Source organism: Edaphobacter sp. FHG110511_03, from assembly GCF_059115365.1.
This window is the reverse complement of sequence record NZ_JBZYWL010000001.1, coordinates 1,092,748-1,110,700: the sequence shown is the minus strand read 5'-3', so window position 1 is coordinate 1,110,700 and position 17,953 is coordinate 1,092,748. Positions and strand designations below refer to the sequence as shown.

Annotated in this window: 19 protein-coding genes and 1 tRNA gene; 7 read left to right on the top strand and 13 right to left on the bottom strand. The window is 58.3% G+C overall.

Annotation, left to right across the window (positions count from 1 at the left end; translation table 11 throughout):
• Positions 1-29: 29 nt before the first annotated feature.
• Complete coding sequence (locus tag AC5S26_RS04490) at positions 30-452, bottom strand: cupin domain-containing protein (protein ID WP_494183650.1); 423 nt, start codon at positions 450-452, stop codon at positions 30-32.
• 116 nt (positions 453-568) lie between these two features.
• Between AC5S26_RS04490 and pdxR the strand changes: the two genes are divergently transcribed.
• The gene (gene pdxR, locus AC5S26_RS04485) at positions 569-2,050 is read left to right on the top strand and encodes a MocR-like pyridoxine biosynthesis transcription factor PdxR (protein WP_494183649.1); all 1,482 of its coding nucleotides are present in this window, start codon (positions 569-571) and stop codon (positions 2,048-2,050) included.
• Positions 2,051-2,115: 65 nt separating this feature from the next.
• Here pdxR and asnS read toward each other — a convergent pair whose 3' ends face one another.
• Both asnS and AC5S26_RS04475 read right to left on the bottom strand, forming a co-directional pair.
• Positions 2,116-3,471: an asparagine--tRNA ligase gene (asnS, locus tag AC5S26_RS04480; RefSeq protein ID WP_494183648.1), complete on the bottom strand. Its 1,356-nt coding sequence runs from the start codon at positions 3,469-3,471 to the stop codon at positions 2,116-2,118.
• Positions 3,472-3,547: 76 nt separating this feature from the next.
• Complete coding sequence (locus AC5S26_RS04475) at positions 3,548-4,768, bottom strand: alpha/beta hydrolase (RefSeq protein WP_494183647.1); 1,221 nt, start codon at positions 4,766-4,768, stop codon at positions 3,548-3,550.
• A gap of 312 nt (positions 4,769-5,080) precedes the next feature.
• On the opposite strand from AC5S26_RS04475, the gene mddA reads away from it, so the two are divergent.
• The 4 genes from mddA to AC5S26_RS04455 all read left to right on the top strand — a co-directional run bounded on the left by mddA (position 5,081) and on the right by AC5S26_RS04455 (position 8,346).
• A complete protein-coding gene (gene mddA / locus AC5S26_RS04470) occupies positions 5,081-5,848 on the top strand; it encodes a methanethiol S-methyltransferase (RefSeq protein ID WP_494183646.1) in 768 nt (255 codons plus the stop codon).
• Positions 5,849-5,924: 76 nt separating this feature from the next.
• Positions 5,925-6,743, top strand: a complete 819-nt coding sequence (locus AC5S26_RS04465) for a PGN_0703 family putative restriction endonuclease (RefSeq protein ID WP_494183645.1) — start codon at positions 5,925-5,927, stop codon at positions 6,741-6,743.
• A gap of 193 nt (positions 6,744-6,936) precedes the next feature.
• Complete coding sequence (locus AC5S26_RS04460) at positions 6,937-7,395, top strand: DoxX family protein (protein ID WP_494183644.1); 459 nt, start codon at positions 6,937-6,939, stop codon at positions 7,393-7,395.
• A gap of 108 nt (positions 7,396-7,503) precedes the next feature.
• Complete coding sequence (locus AC5S26_RS04455) at positions 7,504-8,346, top strand: phosphatase PAP2 family protein (RefSeq protein ID WP_494183643.1); 843 nt, start codon at positions 7,504-7,506, stop codon at positions 8,344-8,346.
• 20 nt (positions 8,347-8,366) lie between these two features.
• On the opposite strand, the gene AC5S26_RS04450 is transcribed toward AC5S26_RS04455, so the two are convergent.
• From AC5S26_RS04450 to AC5S26_RS04405, 10 genes are all read right to left on the bottom strand, one after another.
• Positions 8,367-9,539, bottom strand: coding sequence for a radical SAM protein (locus AC5S26_RS04450; protein WP_494183642.1), 1,173 nt, complete (start codon positions 9,537-9,539; stop codon positions 8,367-8,369).
• Between the two features lie 79 nt (positions 9,540-9,618).
• Complete coding sequence (locus AC5S26_RS04445) at positions 9,619-10,647, bottom strand: methyltransferase (RefSeq protein WP_494183641.1); 1,029 nt, start codon at positions 10,645-10,647, stop codon at positions 9,619-9,621.
• Between the two features lie 315 nt (positions 10,648-10,962).
• A complete protein-coding gene (gene rplI, locus AC5S26_RS04440) occupies positions 10,963-11,442 on the bottom strand; it encodes a 50S ribosomal protein L9 (protein WP_494183640.1) in 480 nt (159 codons plus the stop codon).
• Between the two features lie 58 nt (positions 11,443-11,500).
• The gene (gene rpsR / locus AC5S26_RS04435; RefSeq protein ID WP_494183639.1) at positions 11,501-11,845 is read right to left on the bottom strand and encodes a 30S ribosomal protein S18; all 345 of its coding nucleotides are present in this window, start codon (positions 11,843-11,845) and stop codon (positions 11,501-11,503) included.
• Between the two features lie 157 nt (positions 11,846-12,002).
• A complete protein-coding gene (gene rpsF, locus AC5S26_RS04430; RefSeq protein WP_494183638.1) occupies positions 12,003-12,452 on the bottom strand; it encodes a 30S ribosomal protein S6 in 450 nt (149 codons plus the stop codon).
• An 87-nt stretch (positions 12,453-12,539) separates the two neighbouring features.
• Complete coding sequence (pth, locus tag AC5S26_RS04425; RefSeq protein WP_494183637.1) at positions 12,540-13,160, bottom strand: aminoacyl-tRNA hydrolase; 621 nt, start codon at positions 13,158-13,160, stop codon at positions 12,540-12,542.
• Between the two features lie 60 nt (positions 13,161-13,220).
• Positions 13,221-13,901 carry a 50S ribosomal protein L25 gene (locus AC5S26_RS04420; protein WP_494183636.1) on the bottom strand — a complete coding sequence of 227 codons (681 nt, stop codon included), beginning with the start codon at positions 13,899-13,901 and terminating at the stop codon, positions 13,221-13,223.
• Between the two features lie 117 nt (positions 13,902-14,018).
• On the bottom strand, positions 14,019-15,116 hold the full coding sequence (locus tag AC5S26_RS04415) for a ribose-phosphate diphosphokinase (RefSeq protein ID WP_494183635.1): 1,098 nt from the start codon (positions 15,114-15,116) through the stop codon (positions 14,019-14,021).
• A gap of 262 nt (positions 15,117-15,378) precedes the next feature.
• A tRNA-Gln gene (locus tag AC5S26_RS04410) sits at positions 15,379-15,452 on the bottom strand.
• Between the two features lie 30 nt (positions 15,453-15,482).
• Positions 15,483-16,634, bottom strand: coding sequence for a 4-(cytidine 5'-diphospho)-2-C-methyl-D-erythritol kinase (locus AC5S26_RS04405; RefSeq protein WP_494183634.1), 1,152 nt, complete (start codon positions 16,632-16,634; stop codon positions 15,483-15,485).
• A gap of 192 nt (positions 16,635-16,826) precedes the next feature.
• Here AC5S26_RS04405 and AC5S26_RS04400 point away from each other — a divergent pair, with 192 nt between their 5' ends.
• Together AC5S26_RS04400 and AC5S26_RS04395 are read left to right on the top strand one after the other, a co-directional pair.
• Positions 16,827-17,288: a MarR family winged helix-turn-helix transcriptional regulator gene (locus tag AC5S26_RS04400; protein ID WP_494183633.1), complete on the top strand. Its 462-nt coding sequence runs from the start codon at positions 16,827-16,829 to the stop codon at positions 17,286-17,288.
• Between the two features lie 63 nt (positions 17,289-17,351).
• Positions 17,352-17,771, top strand: a complete 420-nt coding sequence (locus AC5S26_RS04395) for a DUF1398 domain-containing protein (protein ID WP_494183632.1) — start codon at positions 17,352-17,354, stop codon at positions 17,769-17,771.
• Positions 17,772-17,953 lie beyond the last annotated feature (182 nt).

The following is a 17,953-nucleotide window of genomic DNA, read 5'->3' as shown; positions in this document are numbered from 1 at the left end:
AGTAGCACGGGCTGGTTTTACACCAGTCCTTACTTGGCTGGTATCACCAGCGGGGCGTCTTTCTTATGAATCAGGAACACAAGAAATTTTGCTGGCTTCGAACTACTTGCATTCCGGCTGACGACGTGAATATCGTTGGGATTTTCATAAAAGCTTTGCCCTGGCCCCAGTGTGAGTTCTTTTCCGCCTCTAACCTGCATCACGACGGAGCCCTCCAGCACGTAAACAGACACCTGTGCATCGTGGCGATGAATAGGGCTCGAAAAGCCCGCCGGAAAGTCCACGGTATACATCAGAACTTCCTTGTCAGAAGCGTCTGCCAGGGCATGCGACATGATCGGCGTGATAGTCTCCTGCGCCATCAACGGTCTGGTTAGGATGAGAGGGGTTGTCATGAGAAACGCCAGCGCCAGCATTCGTCCTGAGCTTGCTACTTTCATTCTTGTTTGCATAACGTCTATCTCCTTACAATCAACACTAGGCTTTATGTGGAATAGAAAGAAGATCCATAATGCAAAGGTGGAGTGGTCCACTTTTTGCCAAATTAAAGGCGGTCCACTAACAAGCGATGGCTAAAGAAGAAACATTTCAGGATCTCTCGCTCAATCCACCCTCCGGGAAGCAGGATCTCTGGCGCTGGCTCTACACCGAACTGCGCAGCGCCATCCTCGACGGACGTTTGAAGCCCGGTGCTCGCATGCCATCTACACGCAGCCTCGGTATACAGTACTCGCTCTCGCGCGGAACCGTCGTCGTAGCCTTCGACCAGCTACAGGCCGAGGGTTACACACGTACCGAGGTCGGGTCAGGAACCTACGTCGCCTCGGGCGTTCCAGATGGATTCCTGTCCACTACACGGAAACCTGCGGCTCTCGCTCTCCAGACATCAAAGGCTGGAGTCCCCAAACGCGCGCAGCAATTTCTGAAGAGCGTCGAAGTGACGCCCGCGTCTCACACCGTCGGCAAAGCCTTCCGCTCTCACGAACCGGCCATCGATCTCTTCCCCGTGGATCTTTGGGCGCGCGTTGCTTCGCGCGTCTTACGCCGAGCTCCGCGTTCGCTCTACGGTCACGGCAATGCTGCGGGTTACCTGCCCCTCCGCCGCACCATCGCAGAGTACGTTGGCGCATCGCGCGGAGTGCACTGCTCTCCCGAACAGATCATCGTTACCTCAGGCGCACAACAAGCCCTCGACCTCATCGGCCGTTTCCTCCTCTCTACCGGCGATCAGGTCTGGATGGAGGACCCTGGCTACTCAGGCGCTCTTGAAACACTCCGCGCCACAAGTGCGCGCATCGTTCCGGTACCTGTGGACGAAAATGGCCTCATCGTAAAAGCAGGACGCAAGCTTGCACCCAAAGCGAAGCTCGTCTACGTCACGCCGGCGAATCAATTTCCAATGGGCTTCACGATGTCCGCGGACCGCCGTCTGGAACTCCTTCGCTGGGCCGCCAGCGCGAACGCATGGATCATCGAAGACGATTACGACGCGGAGTACCGCTACTCCGGCCACCCTGTCGCCGCTCTACAAACGCTCGACAGCTCCGGCTGCGTCATCTACGTCGGCACCTTCACGAAGATGCTCTTCAACGCTCTCCGTCTTGGCTTCATGGTCTTGCCTTCGCGCCTCGTAGACGCGTTCATATCGGCTCGCAGCCTGGTCGACCGCCATCCGCCTACGCTCGATCAAGCCATCCTCGCGGAGTTCATCACCGAAGGCCACTTCGGCCATCATCTCCGCCGCATGCGCCAAGTCTACGCGGAACGCATCGACGTTCTCAAGACGGCTGCAGACAAACATCTCGATGGCGTAGTGGACGTCGTGCACGCAGAGGCTGGCATACGCACACTCGGCTGGCTCAAAACATGGAAGTCCGATCGCGACGCTGCGCAGCAAGCGCGGAAGTTTGGTCTCGAAGCAGAGCCGCTGTCGATGTTCACGACGAAATACGAACAGCCACCGGCCCTCATGCTCGGCTTCGCAGGCTGCAACCCGGCAGAGCTGCGACGCGGCGTCTCTGTCCTCGCAACTGCATTACGTTCGCACTAAGCGGTTTAAGCCACCAATACCTTGGAACGAGATGAACGTATTTCTCTGTGTGGTCTCGTAGTCAATCATGGATATATACGATTCAATGTTCTAGCAAACGGAATCGTCTCTCTCACATGATCCAACCCGCAGATCCACGCAACGGCACGTTCAATCCCCATGCCAAACCCCGCATGCGGCACGCTCCCGTACTTGCGCAGGTCGAGGTACCACTTGAACGCATCTAGTGGGAGGCCGTGGTCTTCGATGCGCTGCTTCAGCAGGTCGTAGCTGTCGACGCGCTGGGAGCCGCCGATGATCTCGCCGTAGCCCTCGGGGGCGAGCACGTCGACGCAGAGAGCCTTCGTGAAATCGGCGGGGTCGGGCTGCATGTAGAAGGCCTTGATGGCGGCGGGATAGCGGTGCACCATCACGGGCTTGTCGAACTGCGATGAGATGTAAGTCTCGTCGGGACTGCCGAAGTCGTCGCCATCCTTGTGCGCATTCTCGATCTTGCCCTCGGCAAAGGCCTTCTCCAGCATGGCGTGCGCCTCTTCATATGACAAGCGCGGAAACGGACCGGGCGCGGCGATGGCTTCAAGCTTCTCGATGTCGCGGCCAATGACTTTCAAATCGGCGCGATGCTGCTCCAGCACCCGCGTCACGATGTGCGTGATGAATCCCTCCGCGAGATCCATCAGCCCATCGAGCTCAAGGTGCGCAACCTCGGGTTCGATCATCCAGAACTCCGTCAGGTGCCGCCGCGTCTTGGACTTCTCCGCCCGGAAGGTGGGACCGAAGCTGTAGACCTTGCCCAGCGCCAGCGCGGTGGCTTCGATGTAGAGCTGCCCAGATTGCGTGAGATAGGCCTTGTCGTCGTCGAAGTAGTCCATCTCAAACAGCTCGCTCGTCCCCTCGCACGCATTCGGCGTCAGGATCGGCGGATCGGTGCGGATGAAGCCGTTGGTGTCGAAGTACTCCGCCGCCGCGCGCATGATGGTGGCGCGGACGCGCAGAATGGCCGACTGGCGCGGCGTGCGCAGCCACAGGTGGCGATGCTCCATCAGGAAATCGACACCGTGCTCCTTGAGCGTGATGGGGAAGGGCTCTTCGGAGGAGACGGCGGAGATGACATGGATGCTCTCAACATCGAGCTCGTAGCCGGAGGGCGCGCGCGAATCGGCCCGGACCTTGCCCGTGACCGTCAGCGAAGACTCAAGCTGAAGATTCTTCAGCGTCTCGAAGACCTCTTCCGGCACAGCGGCCTTGGGCACGATGCCCTGAATGGTTCCGGTGCCATCGCGAAAGGTGGGAAACAGCAGCTTGCCCGACGAGCGGATGTTGTACAGCCATCCGCGCAAGGTGACAGTCTGGCCCTCGTGCTGGCCGATGGTGGAGAGGGTGACGATGGGGGCTACTGTGCTGTTTACGGCTTCGCTCATGGCAGGTAGTAGTTTAGCCGGTTTTGCAGCACGGTCGATAACCTGCTCCGGAAACAACTAACCGATGCGCGTCCCCCTACTTGGCGAGGAAGGAGGCAATCTCCTCGCGGAAGATCTTCCATGCCGGCTCCTGGGCAAGCAGGAAGTGATTGCCGCTGTTGAGAGGAACAAACTTTGCGTTCGGGATCTCGGTTGCGACGATGCGGCCTTCTTCCGGCGGAGAGACGCGGTCTCGATCACTGTGAAACACGATCGTGGGCACAGTAACCATTGGCAGCAGCGAGCGCACGTTGATGTTGTCGCATGCACGCATGAACTGCACGAGGTTCTTTGAGGAGACGGAGATCTGCTGCAGATCCTTGAACCACTCCTGCTCTTCGGGAGCTGCACCTTCGGGAATGTAGAAGCCGGTAACGAGCTGGAAGAAGGAAGGGTTGCTTTCGCCAAAGTTGAGCTCCACCAGCTTCTCGAGAGCGAGGCGCGCTTCCAGAATCTCGGCGCTCTCGCGAAAGCACGCTCCGCGCGAGTAGGAGCCGCAGAGGATGAGATGACTCACGCGCTCGGGATGACGCACGGCGTAGGCAATCGCCACAGAACTGCCCTGCGAGTGGCCCATCACTGCGAACGTTTCAAGCCCCGCCGCGTTCGCCACGCTCTCGAGATCCTGCACCCACGCATCCAGCGAAAAGTCGTTAACGTCGCGCTCGGAAAGGCCATTGCCTCTTCCGTCGTAGCGCACGATGCTATGCCCCTTCGCCAGGTCTCGTACCCAGTGACGCCAGATGGGGCTGCCCCACTCGAAATCAAGGTGATTGAAGCAGTTTGCAACGCGAACGATGGGATGTCCGCTGCCGATGGTGGCGTAGGCGAGACGGACCTTGTCGGGGGTGATGCAGAAGCGAATCTCCTGGCGCGACGGAAGCTCGGGATCGCGGTCGGTTGCACGTCGATTCATGGGCCGCAGCGAAGTCTCATGAACGGGAGCGACAAACCGATACCCTGCGCGCGGAACGGTTTCGATGAAGGGTCTTCCGGTGGCCTGCACGCCGAGCGATTTCCGCAGAGCAGAGATGTTCCGATCGAGGTTGTTTTCTTCGACACGGGTCTCAGGCCAAACGGCGTCCATCAGCTCCTGTTTTGAGACGAGCTTTCCATGCCGTTCCAGCAAAACGCAAAGCGTGTCCAATGCCTTGCCGGTAACGGGAATCGAGAGGCCCTCGCGCGTGAGTCGATGTTCGTTGGGTTCCAGGCGAAAGGGGCCGAACTCGTAGACAACGTTCGTAGAACTGGCGACCACTCTATCAGGAAAATAGCAGAAAAAAGTCAGTCCCGCCAAAGGACGCCGGGGCTTGAGAAGCGCGGTAATAGCTACAGTGGCGCTGGATCGGGCCCAATTTCAGATATCACAGTGCCGATGCAACCTGAAGGAGAAGCACCAAATGTTGAATCGAATGACGTTGTTGCTGGTTGAAGCTGTTTGTTATCTCGGGATGGGTGTTGGCTTATGGATGACTGCGCATTTTGACGAAGTAGCTGCTCCGATGCAGGTGGCCTGTGTATCGGCTGTCGTATTGGTCTCTTGTGCGCTTGGGAATGGGAGGGAATAGTCATGGTGCGACGAATCGTAATTTTTCTGTATGGCGTTGTTTGCTACGTGGTTTTCCTGGCTTCGTTTCTGTACGCAATCGGATTTCTCGGCAACTTCCGGGTGCCCAAATCGATCGATTCCGGACGGGAGATACCATTCGCCGAGGCTCTTGCGATCGATCTCGCTCTGCTGGGCCTGTTTGCGATCCAGCACAGCGTGATGGCGAGGCCGTGGTTCAAGCAAATCTGGCAGCGTCTGGTCCCACCAGTGGCGGAGCGCAGCACGTACGTCCTGTTTTCGAGCCTTGCGCTGATCCTGCTGTTCTGGAAGTGGCAGCCGATGGGAGGAGTGGTGTGGAGTGTCACCAGCTTGACCGCATGGTCTGTGCTCGTAGGACTTTACGTTCTGGGCTGGCTGACGGTGTTGATGACAACGTTCCTTATCAATCACTTCGATCTCTTCGGCCTCAGACAGGTGTGGCTGGTTCTGCTTGGGCGTCCTTACGTGCCGGTTCCATTTCGGACACCCGGACCCTATCGCCTCGTGCGTCATCCTCTCTATCTGGGCTGGCTGATGGTCTTCTGGTCCGCTCCGGTGATGACCGCGGCGCACCTGGTGTTTGCCGTAGCAACGACGGCCTACATCCTGATCGCGATTCAATTTGAGGAACGCGATCTCATGCGCATTCATGACGAATATGCTGAGTATCGCCGGCGTGTTCCGATGATCGTTCCGATCGGCGTCGCGGACCGGAGCAAACGCCCGGCGGAGCAGGAGGCAACCCGATAAAGGACGTCGACTCGTTGGTTGAAGAAGCAAACCATGCGAAGCACATATTCGCCTTTTCTTCGCATATGATTGCGACATGGACAGCCTTTCGAGCGCGGCGCTTCGGCGGGAGCTGAGTGCGAGGAATCTCGCTCGCGCAGCGAATCACGAACACGAGCTGACATACGGCGATGTGGCGAGTGTGATCTATCGCGAAGACGAGGGAGCGCACGGAAACTTCTACGCTCCTTCGTATCGTGCGATCTGCGCAAGGCCCGAATGGGCCAGGCGATTGTCGAAGAGTTACACGGCGAGCGCGAGGGTCCCGCGCTCGCGCGACCGCCAGAGGTACGAGCTGGACTGCGCCAACAGCTCCGATGCCCTGCTGATGAATGTCTTCTGTTGCCCCAGGATCCTGCAGCGCGCAGATCTGTGCGGACTGCTTGGCGTCGAATGCGGCGCCGTGCCTGAGTTCGGGATTCGGGTAGGTGTGCCGCTGCATAACGACCACGTGGACCGCACCGAGATCGACATGAGGCTTGGCGAGTTGCTGGTGGAGGCGAAGCTGACAGAGACGAACTTTCAGACTGCCCCGATGCGATTGCTGTCGCGTTACTGTGAACTCGAAGAGGTCTTCGACATCGAGGAGCTGCGCAGAAGCGGTGAGCGCGTGCAGGGCTATCAGCTGATTCGCGGTGCGCTTGCCGCCCACGTCACGGGCGGCTCGTTCGCGGTGTTGTGCGACGCGCGGCGCAAGGACCTGATCGAACAATGGTTCGGCGTGATCTGCGCCATCCGCAGCCTGAGCTTTCGTAGCCGCATGAAGCTGCTTACATGGCAGGAGCTCGCCAGCAGGCTTCCGCATGGGCTGCAGAAATTTCTTGGCGACAAGTACGGAATCAGCGCTGCCGGTTAAAGAACGGCTGCAGAGCCTCTTACGAAGCGATGTTCCAATAAGACTGAATGATCTCAGTCAGCAAACGGTTGTTACCTCATCCGCTCCATGGGATCTAACCAGGAGATAAGCAGCTTCCCTGATCTTGATTTCATCAGGGTTAAGCTTGAGGGCCATGAAAATACCGCATCTATCGGAGAACGCCAGAAGCATCATGATGCGATGGGCTCCCATTCCGCTTCGCCTGATCGTCGGCTACGGTTTCATGCAGCACGGCTTTGCCAAGTTGGCGAAGGGACCTGACGTGTTTGCCGCCCTTCTGAGCGCGATGAAGGTACCCGCACCGCACATGATGGCCTGGCTCACCATCCTTATAGAGATCTTCGGCGGCTTAGCCGTACTTCTGGGAGCCTTCGTTGCCCTGGCGAGCCTGCCGATGGCTGCCATCCTGCTGGTAGCGATCTTTACAGTCCACCTTCCCTACGGCTTCAGTTCCATCAAGCTGAAGGCGGTCACTGCCGCCGGAGCCCAGTTCGGGCCTCCGGGCTACGAGTGCGACCTTCTGTACTTAGCATGCCTTGCCGCGCTTGTGCTTGGGGGGTCAGGTCCGTGGGCAGTGGATGGATTTCTGAGGCGACGCAGATCTCCCCACTCACCCACGGAAGACAGGTAATACTTCCACTACCTCACTGCCACATAGAGCTATCTATCTTGCCCGAAATAGGGATAATGATTCCATCAGGGGACCGGTCAGCTCAATTGGAGTGGGGGACAACCTGCGTTGCGGACCTCAGAGTGGATTCAACTCGGCTTTGCCGTAGTGTTTTCGATCGCCGCATGGGCTACCGGGCTCACGTCTCGCCCACTTCCAGTGCAACGGCGGTGGATCGTGACGGCGCTTGCGGCCTTCGCCCTCGTCGCGATTGGCCTTGTTCACGCGTGCGCTTCCTTTCTTTCCGCAACGCAGTTTCTCGTCCTTCTCGACTTCCTTACAGTGGCACTGTTCCTGGTACCGTACTGGCAAACCGGCCGGTTTTTTTTAGGGCCGAATCCTGCAATGCAGGATCGCCTGCTCGCGTTCGACCGGCGGCTTATTCCCGGGATTGCGGCCAAATCAGGGACGGAGCGAAACTCGGCAGGCTTCGTCCTAGAGATGGCCTACCTCTCCTGCTATCCCCTCGTGCCTCTCGGACTCGCCGCAATCTACCTGGCTGGATTGCGCGGCAAAGTCGATGGCTTCTGGTTGGTGTTGCTGGTGTCCACGTACCTTTGCTATGCGATTACGCCCTTCGTTCCGGCGTTCCCTCCTCGGTCGCTCTTCGCCGATCCGGCCGCCTCCAGTGAGACCGCGAAACACGCAAACAAGGGGCGCATCTTCAATCGCTGGATCCTCCAACACGGAAGCATCCATGCGATCTCCTTTCCCAGCGCGCATGTGGCCTCCGCCTTCGCCATCGCATTCGTTCTGCTGCTCTACGCTCCATGGATCGGCGTGATCTTTCTTGTCATTGCGATCCTGATCTCAGCAGGAGCCGTTGTAGGTCGGTACCATTACGCACTCGACGTTCTGCTGGGCGCGGTAACATCCTTACTCGTCTTTCTCGCTTCCTACAAATATCTATAGTGCGGCGAAGATCTGAAGATCTATTGGTCGACGCGGCCCTTCTCCGTCTTTCTCAAACCGAAGGCTCGCATTGCCATCCCGGCGGCGAATCGGCGCACGGGTCCAGCGGGCTTGCCGTTTGGCTCCGGCAGAAAGATAGAGCTGAGCACACGGACAGGAGGCGGATACGAAGGTGGGCCTCCGGGTGTCGTGGGAGGAAAGAGGCGCAAGAGAGAGTTGCGAGGATCATTGCGGATCATGTCGAGCATGGCGACGCGATGCACGCACGAGACCGTGCAATACGGCGCGCAGGATTTCTTCGTTGAATACTCGCGGTCGATGTCCTCCAGCGTGTACTTCTCAAGAGGAATCGCCGGATATCCACGCTGCTGCGAGCAGTAGTGAACCAGCCCGTCCTCGCAGATGTAGAGGTACCGGCTTCCAGCTCCGCACTGCCAGTCGTTCGGCTGGCCGAGGGTCAGGTTCTTATGAAACAGATTGTCGTAGGCAAAGGCGAAGAAGCCCGGCTTCCGCTCCGCCAGAATCTGATCGTAGACCTGCTGCTCCTCCTGCCTGAGCGGTTGAAGCTGTCCTCCATGATCGTGGATCACTCCTACCGTCGTCTCAAATCCCAGCTCCAGGGCTCGCCGCGTAATGGTCAGCGCATCTTCGGGATTCGGGATTCCGCCGCCCAACACGGAGTTGATATTGATATCGAAATCGGCGTACTGCCCGAGCCACTCCAATTTCTTATCGAGAACCTTGAGGCTCTTCTTCGAGACCTCGTCCGGGTTTACGTTGTCGATAGAGATCTGCAGATGTTCCAGGCCCGCCCGGTTCAGCCGCTCGATCCTCTCCTGCGTCAGCAGGTATCCGTTTGTGATGATGGTGGCGATCATGCCATGCGAACGAATGGCGCGGAGGATCTCATCGAGATTCGGATGCAGCAGAGGCTCGCCGCCGGAGATGGTGATGATTCCCGTGCCCAGCCCCGCCAGCAGGTCGATACGCCGTCGGACCTCCTCCAGCGGCACAGGGTTTGAAACCTTGTCGTACTCGTTACAGTATGTGCACGAAAGATTACAGCGCCGCATGGGAATGATGTGCGCAAGGATCGGATGGTGCTTGGACTGAAACGCACGCGCCACAATGCGCGCCTGACGCAAACGCCGCTGGTAAAAGTGCACATTCTTCGCCGTTGGCAGAAGCCTCATCGCAATCACCAGGACGTCGACGACGCCTACAGTCTACGCCCGCCCTGATGATTGCAATGTCAAAACAGAACTCCTCTGATTAAGCCTTCAAACCCACCACCATGGAGTCCGGCCCGACCAGGTGCTCGACATACGTTTCGCGAAAACCGGCCTCTTTCATCCAGCCCATGCAATCGGCTCCTGTGTAGTCGAAGCCTCCCTCCGTCTCGATGAGCATGTTCAGGCTCATCATCAGGCCGAATGCATTTTGAGATCGATCGTCATCGATGATGGCGTCGTAGATCACCAGCGCTCCCCCTGGATTCAGGGCATCAAACGCCTTTCGCACCAGCATCTTCTTCTCTTCCAGATTCCAGTCATGGAGAATGTGTCCCATCGTGACTACGTCGGCCGACGGTATCGCCTCCTGGAAGAAGTTGCCGGGCTTAAATCGCACACGGTCGCCTACCTTGTTCGCCGCAACATACTCCTCGAAGATAGGGCCGCACTCCGCAAGGTCGAACCCCATACCGCTCAGGTGCGGATTCGCCAGTGCAATCTGCACGGCAAGATCTCCCTGGGCTGTTCCGGCATCGACAAAGGTCGTGTACTTCGTCCACGGAACCTTCTTCGCGATCGCGATATTAGCCCCATGACTGATTCCGGACATCGCCGCAAGAAACGTTCGCAGACGCGCCGGATCCGCATAGAGAGCCTCGAAGGTTGCTCCTCCGGCGTTCTGCCCCGCCTCGTTCTGTTGTCGGCCGGTACGCAGGCCCTCCGTAAGATGGTTCCAGAATCCAAACAGGCGCGAGTTCGCCATCTCCAGGATCCCGCCAATGTAGCCCGGCTTGCGACGGTCGAGAAACAGATCCGCCTCCTGGCTGTTGCAATAGGTATCGCCGGTACGTTCAAGGAAGCGAAGGGCAACCAAAGCGTCCAGAAAATCCCGTGCCGAACGCGGATGAAGTCCAAGTCTCCCGCTCAAAGCAGCAAACTTCTCCGGGCCATCGGCCAGCTCGGTAAAAACTCCCATCTCAACCGCACTCAAAAGCGTCTTCGACGACCAGAATGCGAGACCTGTCTGCATAATGTGGTCCGGGGTCGGACCACCGTTTGGTGTACTCACGGTTCCTCCATCCGCAAAGCACCCCGCGTCGCAGCACCAGCGACGCTCAAGGCTCTCTACGCGTCTCTCTCGGAAAATGTTGTCAAAGGGCCCACCCCGGCGAAGACCGGGGATATCGTACGTACAACTTCAAAAAAAGAGCTTATACAGCGGAGATAAAGATACGACAGAAGTGCCGATCCATTTACGGGAATCCGCTAAATTAAGCAGCGCTGGACAGGAGGGCGATCCCGATCTTGCATGGCGTAAAGGACAAAAAAAGAGGCACCCGGCCAAATGGCAGGGTGCCTCTCGTGTTTCTTTTTGAGCGAAGAATTACTCTGCGGTAGCCGGAACAGCTTCAGCCTCAGGCTGATCGCTCTTCACGGTGACCTTCACGTGGCTGGTGACCTCGCGGTGGAGCTTCACTGGCACGTGATACTCGCCGAGCGACTTCAAAGGTTCGTCGAGAGCGATCTTGCGGCGGTCGACGGTATAGCCCTTGGCCTCAAGCGCGTGCGCGATGTCGCCCGAGGTGACCGAGCCGAAGAGATGATCGTTCTCGCCAACCTTGCGCTCGAAGACCAGCTCGACTTCGCTGAGCTGGGTCGCGAACGACTCGGCGTCGACCTTCTCCCGCGCAGACTTGCGCAGGGCCGAGCCCTTCATCTGCTCGATGACGGCCTTGTTGGCTGCCGTGGCCTCGATCGCGAGTTTCTGCGGCAGCAGGTAGTTGCGCCCGTAACCGTCAGCGACTTTGATGACGTCGCCGCGGTGTCCGAGCTTGATGATGTCTTCCTTCAGAATGACTTCCATTGCAATGTCTCCGTTCCGTTCTCAGGTCGTGCAGCAAAGGCGCCGGCCTGGCGATAAGTTAGTAGCGCGTGGCGAAGGCGAGCAGGGCGATGTTGCGCGACTGCTTGATGGCCAGAGAAAGGCGGCGCTGGTGGCGGGTGCAAACGCCCGTCAGGCGACGCGGAACGATCTTGCCTCGCTCGGCGACAAAGCCCTGCAACAGGCGAACGTCGCGGTAGGAGATGGCATCGATCTTCTCGGTGCAGAACTTGCAAACCTTCTTACGACGGAAGAACTTGCGTCCGCCACCGGGGCCGCCTGCGGGCCGCGGGGGCCGAGGGCCGCCGGGGCCTGCCGACGCTGGGCGGGATGAGGGGGCGTGCTGCTGCTCAGTGGGTTGCGTGCTGGTTGTCTCGTCAGCCATGTTGATTTTCCTCTTTCGCTGGTTGGTGCCTTTGCCGCTCCAGACACGCTGTGGAGTCTGTGGACATGCTGCCTTCAGGCAACACGGAAGCGGGTTCAGGCTGTGGATGCTGCGTTATGCGGTGCCCTCAGGGCATCGCAGATCTCTTGAGCGCCGATTAGACTGCTGCAGCTTCAGCCGCAGGAGCCTCCGTCACCGGCGTCGCTGGAATCTCGGCGGGGGCAGGCGAAGCTTCTACGTTGCCTGCAACCGGCTGCGCACTGCGCTTGACCTTGGTATCGCGGATGGCCTTCACCTTCGCCAGGCGCTTTTCCTCTTCGTCGATGCGGACGGTGATGAACTTGATGACCGGCTCGGAAACACGCAGGCGACGCTCGATCTCGCCAATCAGCGAACCCTCGGCGACGATCGTCATCAGAACGTAGATGCCGTCGTTGAACTTGCGAACGGTGTAGGCCAGGCGGCGGCGGCCCATCTTCTCGGTCGACTTGATCTCTCCGCCACCATCGGTGACGTTCTTCTCAAAGCCTTCGACCAGCTTGTCGAGATCTGCCTCTTCCACGTCCGGACGGACGATGTACATCACTTCATAAGCGCGGCTGCTCATACGTTTCACTTCTTTCTGCGAAGTTCTGCTTCGCACCGCCCGGCAATGGCCCGCCGGTCCGGTATGGAATCTACTGCGTTGGTCCTGCTACTTCCCTTCGCTCGAGTCCTTTTCAGAGTCGGGACGACGGTTGAACTCGTTCATCGCGGCGCTGACCCCTTTGGTCAAGACCGCTTCGACCGCAAGCTTCACGCGATCGAGCACTTCATCCAGCACCGCAAGCTCCTGCTTGCGCATCGGCGTCAGCAGATAATCCCTGCCCCCAGCCTTGATCTCTCTTCCATCCGCCAGCGCGGGCTTGCCGACGCCAATGCGAATGCGAATCCATTCCTCTGTCCCAAGCACGCCGGAGAGGGACTTCACTCCGTTATGCCCGTTTGCCGAGCCGCGCTCCGCGATGCGGAAACGGCCCAGCGGAAATGCCAGCTCGTCGTAGAGGACGATGACATCCTCGGCGACTCGCTCAATCTCCAGCTCCTGAACCAGCGCGGCCACCGAAAGCCCGCTGAGATTCATGAAGGTCTCGGGCTTGGCCAGGAGAACCTCCTGTCCTCCAAGCTTCGCCTTCGCCGTCAGAGCCCTGCCTCGCCGGTTGGTTACAACCACTCCGCAATCCTCTGCGATGCGATCAATCGCCAGAAAACCGGCGTTGTGTGGTGTGAACTGATATTCGATCCCTGGATTACCGAGCCCGACGATCAGCTTCACGTGACCTTTCCTTCCGTACGATAAGCGGTAGTCCCGAATCGAATCAGGACTACCACCGATTTACTTCTTCTTCGCGTCAGCTGCCGGAGCGGCCGCGGTCTCCGTCTTACCCTTCTTGGCGACCTCAGGCTCGGCCGCGGCAGGCTCAGCAGCCTCGGCAGGAGCCTCTTCCTTGATGACGGTCACGTGTGCGACCGTTGCCGTCTCCTCACCCAGGTACTTGATCGAACCGGAGTGCGGAAGGTCGGAGATGTGAATGGCGCCATGCAGCTCCAGAGCCGAGACGTCGACATCGATGTGGCTCGGAATGTCGGCCGGAAGGCACTCGATCTCGACCTCGCGCAGAATGTGATCGAGGATTCCGCCCTGGGTCTTCACGCCGGCAGGAACACCGATGAGCTGGACAGGAACCGAGACGCGCATGGTCTTGTCCATCGCGATACGCTTCAGGTCGATGTGGAGCAGCCGGCCCTTGATAGGCTCATTCTGCCAGTCGACGATCATCGCCTTGGTGGCTGCGCCGCCCTCGATGTTGAGATCGAAGATGGTGTTGTGGCCCGACTCGGAGTGCAGAATCTTGGTGATGATCTTGGGATCGACCGTAACCGCGACGGCATCCTGACCCGCACCGTAAACGACTGCCGGAATCTTGCCGGCGACGCGAACGCGGCGAGCCGCATTCTTGTTGAACTTGCCCTCGCGGGGAGTGGCGACGACTGCATCGAACGTTGCTACTGCCATGTCAGTTTTCCTTTCGGGCACGAAGACCGTTTGTCTCCGCTCCCTTTGCGGCCATGCCGCGTTATTTGTACAGCGCCTGCTACCTGCTGGCTTCGCCCAACCTCTGCGCAGCCAAACTTAGTTGAAGAGCGAGCTGACGCTCGTCTCCATGTGAATGCTCTCGATCGCGCGGCCCAACAGCCCGGCAATCGAGAGCACCTTGATCTTCGCCACCTTCTGCGCCTCTTCGCGCAGAGGGATGGTGTTGGTCACGATCACCTGCTCCAATCGCGACTCTGCAATGCGCTCGATGGCCGGGCCCGAAAGCACCGGATGCGTCGCGCACGCATAAACCTTCTTTGCCCCCTGCTCCAGCAGAGCATCGGCCGTCTTCACCAGCGTTCCGGCCGTGTCGATAATGTCGTCGAGGATGAGGCACGTCCGGCCGCGTACATCGCCGATCACGTTCATCACCTCGGTGACATTAATGTCGGTCCGCCGCTTATCCACGATGGCCAACGGTACATCCAGCTTCTTGGCGAAGAATCTCGCCCTCTCCACGCCGCCGGCATCGGGTGAGACCACCGTCAGGTCCGGCAGGTTCAAATCCCGGAAGTAGCTCACCAGCACCGGGCTGGCAAACAGGTGATCCACCGGGATATTGAAAAAACCTTGAATCTGCGCTGCATGCAGATCGACAAACAACGCACGGTTTGCACCCGCCGTCACAAGCAGATCGGCAACCAGCTTCGACGTAATCGCGACGCGGGGCCGGTCCTTGCGGTCCTGCCGGGCGTACCCGTAGTACGGAATCACGACCGTAATCCGGCCGGCGGAGGCGCGCTTCAGCGCGTCCATCATGATCAGCAGCTCCACGAGATGCTGATCCACCGGGAAACACGTCGGCTGCACGAGAAAGACGTCCGCACCGCGAACGTTCTCGAGCAGCTGAAAGTGAACTTCTCCGTCGGAGAACCGTTGCAGGCGGCTTTCGCCCATCGGCACTCCAACGAACTTGCAGATCTCCTCGCACAAAGCGATGTTGGACGATCCACAAAAAATCTTCATGCGCTTATTCTCACTCGATCGCGGAGTGCGCTTCTTCTCCGCGGACTTGAACTGTCCGCCGGGTTGACCCTTGTCGGAGAGCGCCGGTGCAGGCTGGGAGCTGGTTTCTGCCTCCTCAACCTGACCTTGAATAGGGGAAAGAACTGCAGTCGCGTCTTGTTCGTTCACGATTGAAACCTCCAGGTTGGTTGACCTTGAATAGTTCCTGCTGCTTTGTCTTGACGAAGCCTTGTTGCGACTCCGCGTTCCATCAAAAATCCTTGTTGCGAATCCCTGAAAACTTTAAGACTGTCCTTCAAATCTTCTGATCTCCGTTTGCCAGCCCATTCTTGTTTATTCCGTGGGCCGCGGAGTTCAGTCCATTCCACATCAACGGCACATTTCTGCCGCAAATCCCTAACTCTTAACTCTCTTCGCTGGCGAAAGACTTTGGCTGGGCGACTAGGATTCGAACCTAGACAAAGTGCGTCAAAGGCACTTGACCTACCGTTAGTCGATCGCCCAGTAATCGGCCGCATGGTTGGATCGGCCGGGTCACCCTGCGAACATTCTCATCCAGTATTTCCCTCGAGGCAAGGTCTTCGTCATCAGGGCCTTGACACCCGCGTTCTGGACGCGCTGTTGAGCCGCCTTGGCATCCTCCTCGGACCGGTAAAGTCCGAACAGAGCCGAACCCGAGCCAGAGAGCGCAGCAAAAAGCGCTTGGCCGGATTCTTGGCCGGAGCTGGTACCCATCAGTTGACGCTTGATGTCACGCAAGGAGGGATAAGCAGGAAAGACGACTCGTTCAAAGTCGTTTTCAACCCCGGTGCGGACAAGCGAGAGAAGGGTACTCTCCGCCAGATCATCCACTTGGCTGCCCTGAGCTTGCTCAGAGCCTCCCTGCTGGTTTCCAGGGTTCGAGCCACGGATGATACCGGAAGTGCCTGGCTCCGCATACAAAGATGCGTAAGCGAGACTCAACTCGTTTAGTCTATCGAGTTTGTCGGGCTGCGTCAATGACGCACGCGCCCCCACAGAACCAAGTACCTCGCCCTGTCCTGTTAAGGGCACGGCTTCAGCCGTGCCGCCACCGAACCCGGAATGAAAAGGGGCTTTAGCCCCTGCGGTCCCAGCCACCAAGGCATCCCAGTCCCGAAACGCCTGCGGCGTCGAAACTCCAACCTCAGGAACAGCAACGACGCAGAAAACAGAAGGAATATCAGGCACGGGCACCACCTGCTCCCCGCGCCCAATCCCTAGAACCGCCCCTCCGAGTAGAAAGAGCGGCACATCCGACCCCACCTCACCCGCCAGCCTCAGGCGCTCTCCCCCCGGCAGCGCGACGCCAAGCTCCCGCTCCAGGCCGATCAACGCCGCTACGGCGTTCCCGCTTCCGCCACCCAGGCCACCCTGAATCGGAAGACGCTTCTCGATATGGATGAAGACATCGGCAAAGAGGTTGAGCCGTTCCAGTGCCTTCTCGACCATCTTCCATGCCGTGTTGCGGCTGTCCAGAGGTACGCGACGGTCGTTCGAGGTAATCGCAATCGAAGTCTTGTCCGCCCGCTCCGCCGAGACCGTCACCAGGTCATGCAGTTCCAGCGTCTGGTAAAGCGTCGTCAGCCCGTGAAAGCCGTCCGGGCGGGAGGGCCCAATCGCCAGGCCAAGATTGATCTTGCAGTAGGAGCGGACTCGCGTGGGCATGCGTCTTCAATTCTATTCGGTCTGCTCACACGATCTGAAAGTTCCAAAGGGTGTTGCGAACCTGCCGACGCATGGGAGCTGTAAATTTTCTGCAGAAATCCCTTGACTATAGTTTCCATGGAAATCATTATAGTTTCCATGGAAATCATTATAGTTTCCATGGAAATCATTATAGTTTCCATGGAAATTAGAATGAGCGCCCAACGCTCCATCTCTGGGCTTGAAAGCCATCTGGGATATTGTCTGCGACGGGTTTCCAACTCGGTCTCGGGTCAATTCGCCCAGTCCTTGCATGGGAGACAAACATCCGTCGCCGAGTGGGTCTTGTTACGTCATCTCTATGAGCGACAACAAGCAACCCCGGGCGAACTCGCTGAAGCCGCGACCATGACTCGCGGGGCAATCTCGAAGATCGTCGACAAGCTCCAGGCGAAAGGTTGGATCAAGAGCAGGGTCAATCCTAAAGACAGTCGAGGCCAAATACTCTCACTGACGACCGCTGGGAAGCGCAATCTTCCTCAGCTGGCTGAGATCGCTGATCAGAACGACGCGCAGTTCTTTGCTTGTCTCGATGCCGACGAAAGATCCGCTCTGCGCCGTCTGCTTTCGAAGGTGGCAGAGCATCATCAGATCCTGGATGTTCCGGTCGATTGATTTGCGCTGGATGAAATCTCACTCAATTCCAAACCGCACTTTACCCCAAAGGGAGCAAATCTCATGAGCAAAGCAGTTGACAACCTGATGAAGGCAATGGAGCAGGCCTCCGCCATCCGCCCGAAGGTGGGAGGATTTCCCTATCTTGCCGAGAGCCTGCGACGCGCCGGAGTGACCCGCAATCTCTGGGCTCTACCCGCGTGTCAGAGCCTGTTCCTCACCGGAGAGGGACCGGTCGTGATCCAGGGCATACCCTTGGTATCTGGCCCTGTGGACGTACCGGCATTCGATCGAGATGCTTTGATCACAGCGTTGCGAATCGATCAAGCCGGAGAAAGTACATTTCCCGAGTTCCTCAAAGCAAGTTGGCGTGCGGGAGTTGTTAGCTATGACGTCGATTTTGGCGCCCGTACCGTCACCTACTTCGGTTGCAATGGCGAGGAATACGTCGAAGCGTATCCCGCCGTCGAAATCCGTGAGTGAAGATGGCATAACTTCTCTTTTGAGGAATAAGCGATGGAAAGCGAGGAAATATCACTGTCAAGCCCCCTGACTCCTTCGATTCATGCCCATCTTCCATCAACACAAAACAGGATAGTTACCTCAGAAAACTAAATGGGCCCGGAATGGCATTTCCATATCGCGCGCCCGGTATACTTAAATCA

Coding starts and splice junctions, on each gene's coding strand:
- rpsF (WP_494183638.1), bottom strand. CDS start 12,452: ATGAGCAGCCGCGCTTATGAAGTGATGTACATCGTCCGTCCGGACGTG.
- AC5S26_RS04395 (WP_494183632.1), top strand. CDS start 17,352: ATGAGCAAAGCAGTTGACAACCTGATGAAGGCAATGGAGCAGGCCTCC.
- AC5S26_RS04405 (WP_494183634.1), bottom strand. CDS start 16,634: ATGCCCACGCGAGTCCGCTCCTACTGCAAGATCAATCTTGGCCTGGCG.
- AC5S26_RS04460 (WP_494183644.1), top strand. CDS start 6,937: ATGATGCGATGGGCTCCCATTCCGCTTCGCCTGATCGTCGGCTACGGT.
- mddA (WP_494183646.1), top strand. CDS start 5,081: ATGGTGCGACGAATCGTAATTTTTCTGTATGGCGTTGTTTGCTACGTG.
- AC5S26_RS04465 (WP_494183645.1), top strand. CDS start 5,925: ATGGACAGCCTTTCGAGCGCGGCGCTTCGGCGGGAGCTGAGTGCGAGG.
- rplI (WP_494183640.1), bottom strand. CDS start 11,442: ATGGAAGTCATTCTGAAGGAAGACATCATCAAGCTCGGACACCGCGGC.
- rpsR (WP_494183639.1), bottom strand. CDS start 11,845: ATGGCTGACGAGACAACCAGCACGCAACCCACTGAGCAGCAGCACGCC.
- AC5S26_RS04450 (WP_494183642.1), bottom strand. CDS start 9,539: ATGAGGCTTCTGCCAACGGCGAAGAATGTGCACTTTTACCAGCGGCGT.
- AC5S26_RS04490 (WP_494183650.1), bottom strand. CDS start 452: ATGCAAACAAGAATGAAAGTAGCAAGCTCAGGACGAATGCTGGCGCTG.
- asnS (WP_494183648.1), bottom strand. CDS start 3,471: ATGAGCGAAGCCGTAAACAGCACAGTAGCCCCCATCGTCACCCTCTCC.
- AC5S26_RS04400 (WP_494183633.1), top strand. CDS start 16,827: ATGAGCGCCCAACGCTCCATCTCTGGGCTTGAAAGCCATCTGGGATAT.
- pdxR (WP_494183649.1), top strand. CDS start 569: ATGGCTAAAGAAGAAACATTTCAGGATCTCTCGCTCAATCCACCCTCC.
- AC5S26_RS04420 (WP_494183636.1), bottom strand. CDS start 13,901: ATGGCAGTAGCAACGTTCGATGCAGTCGTCGCCACTCCCCGCGAGGGC.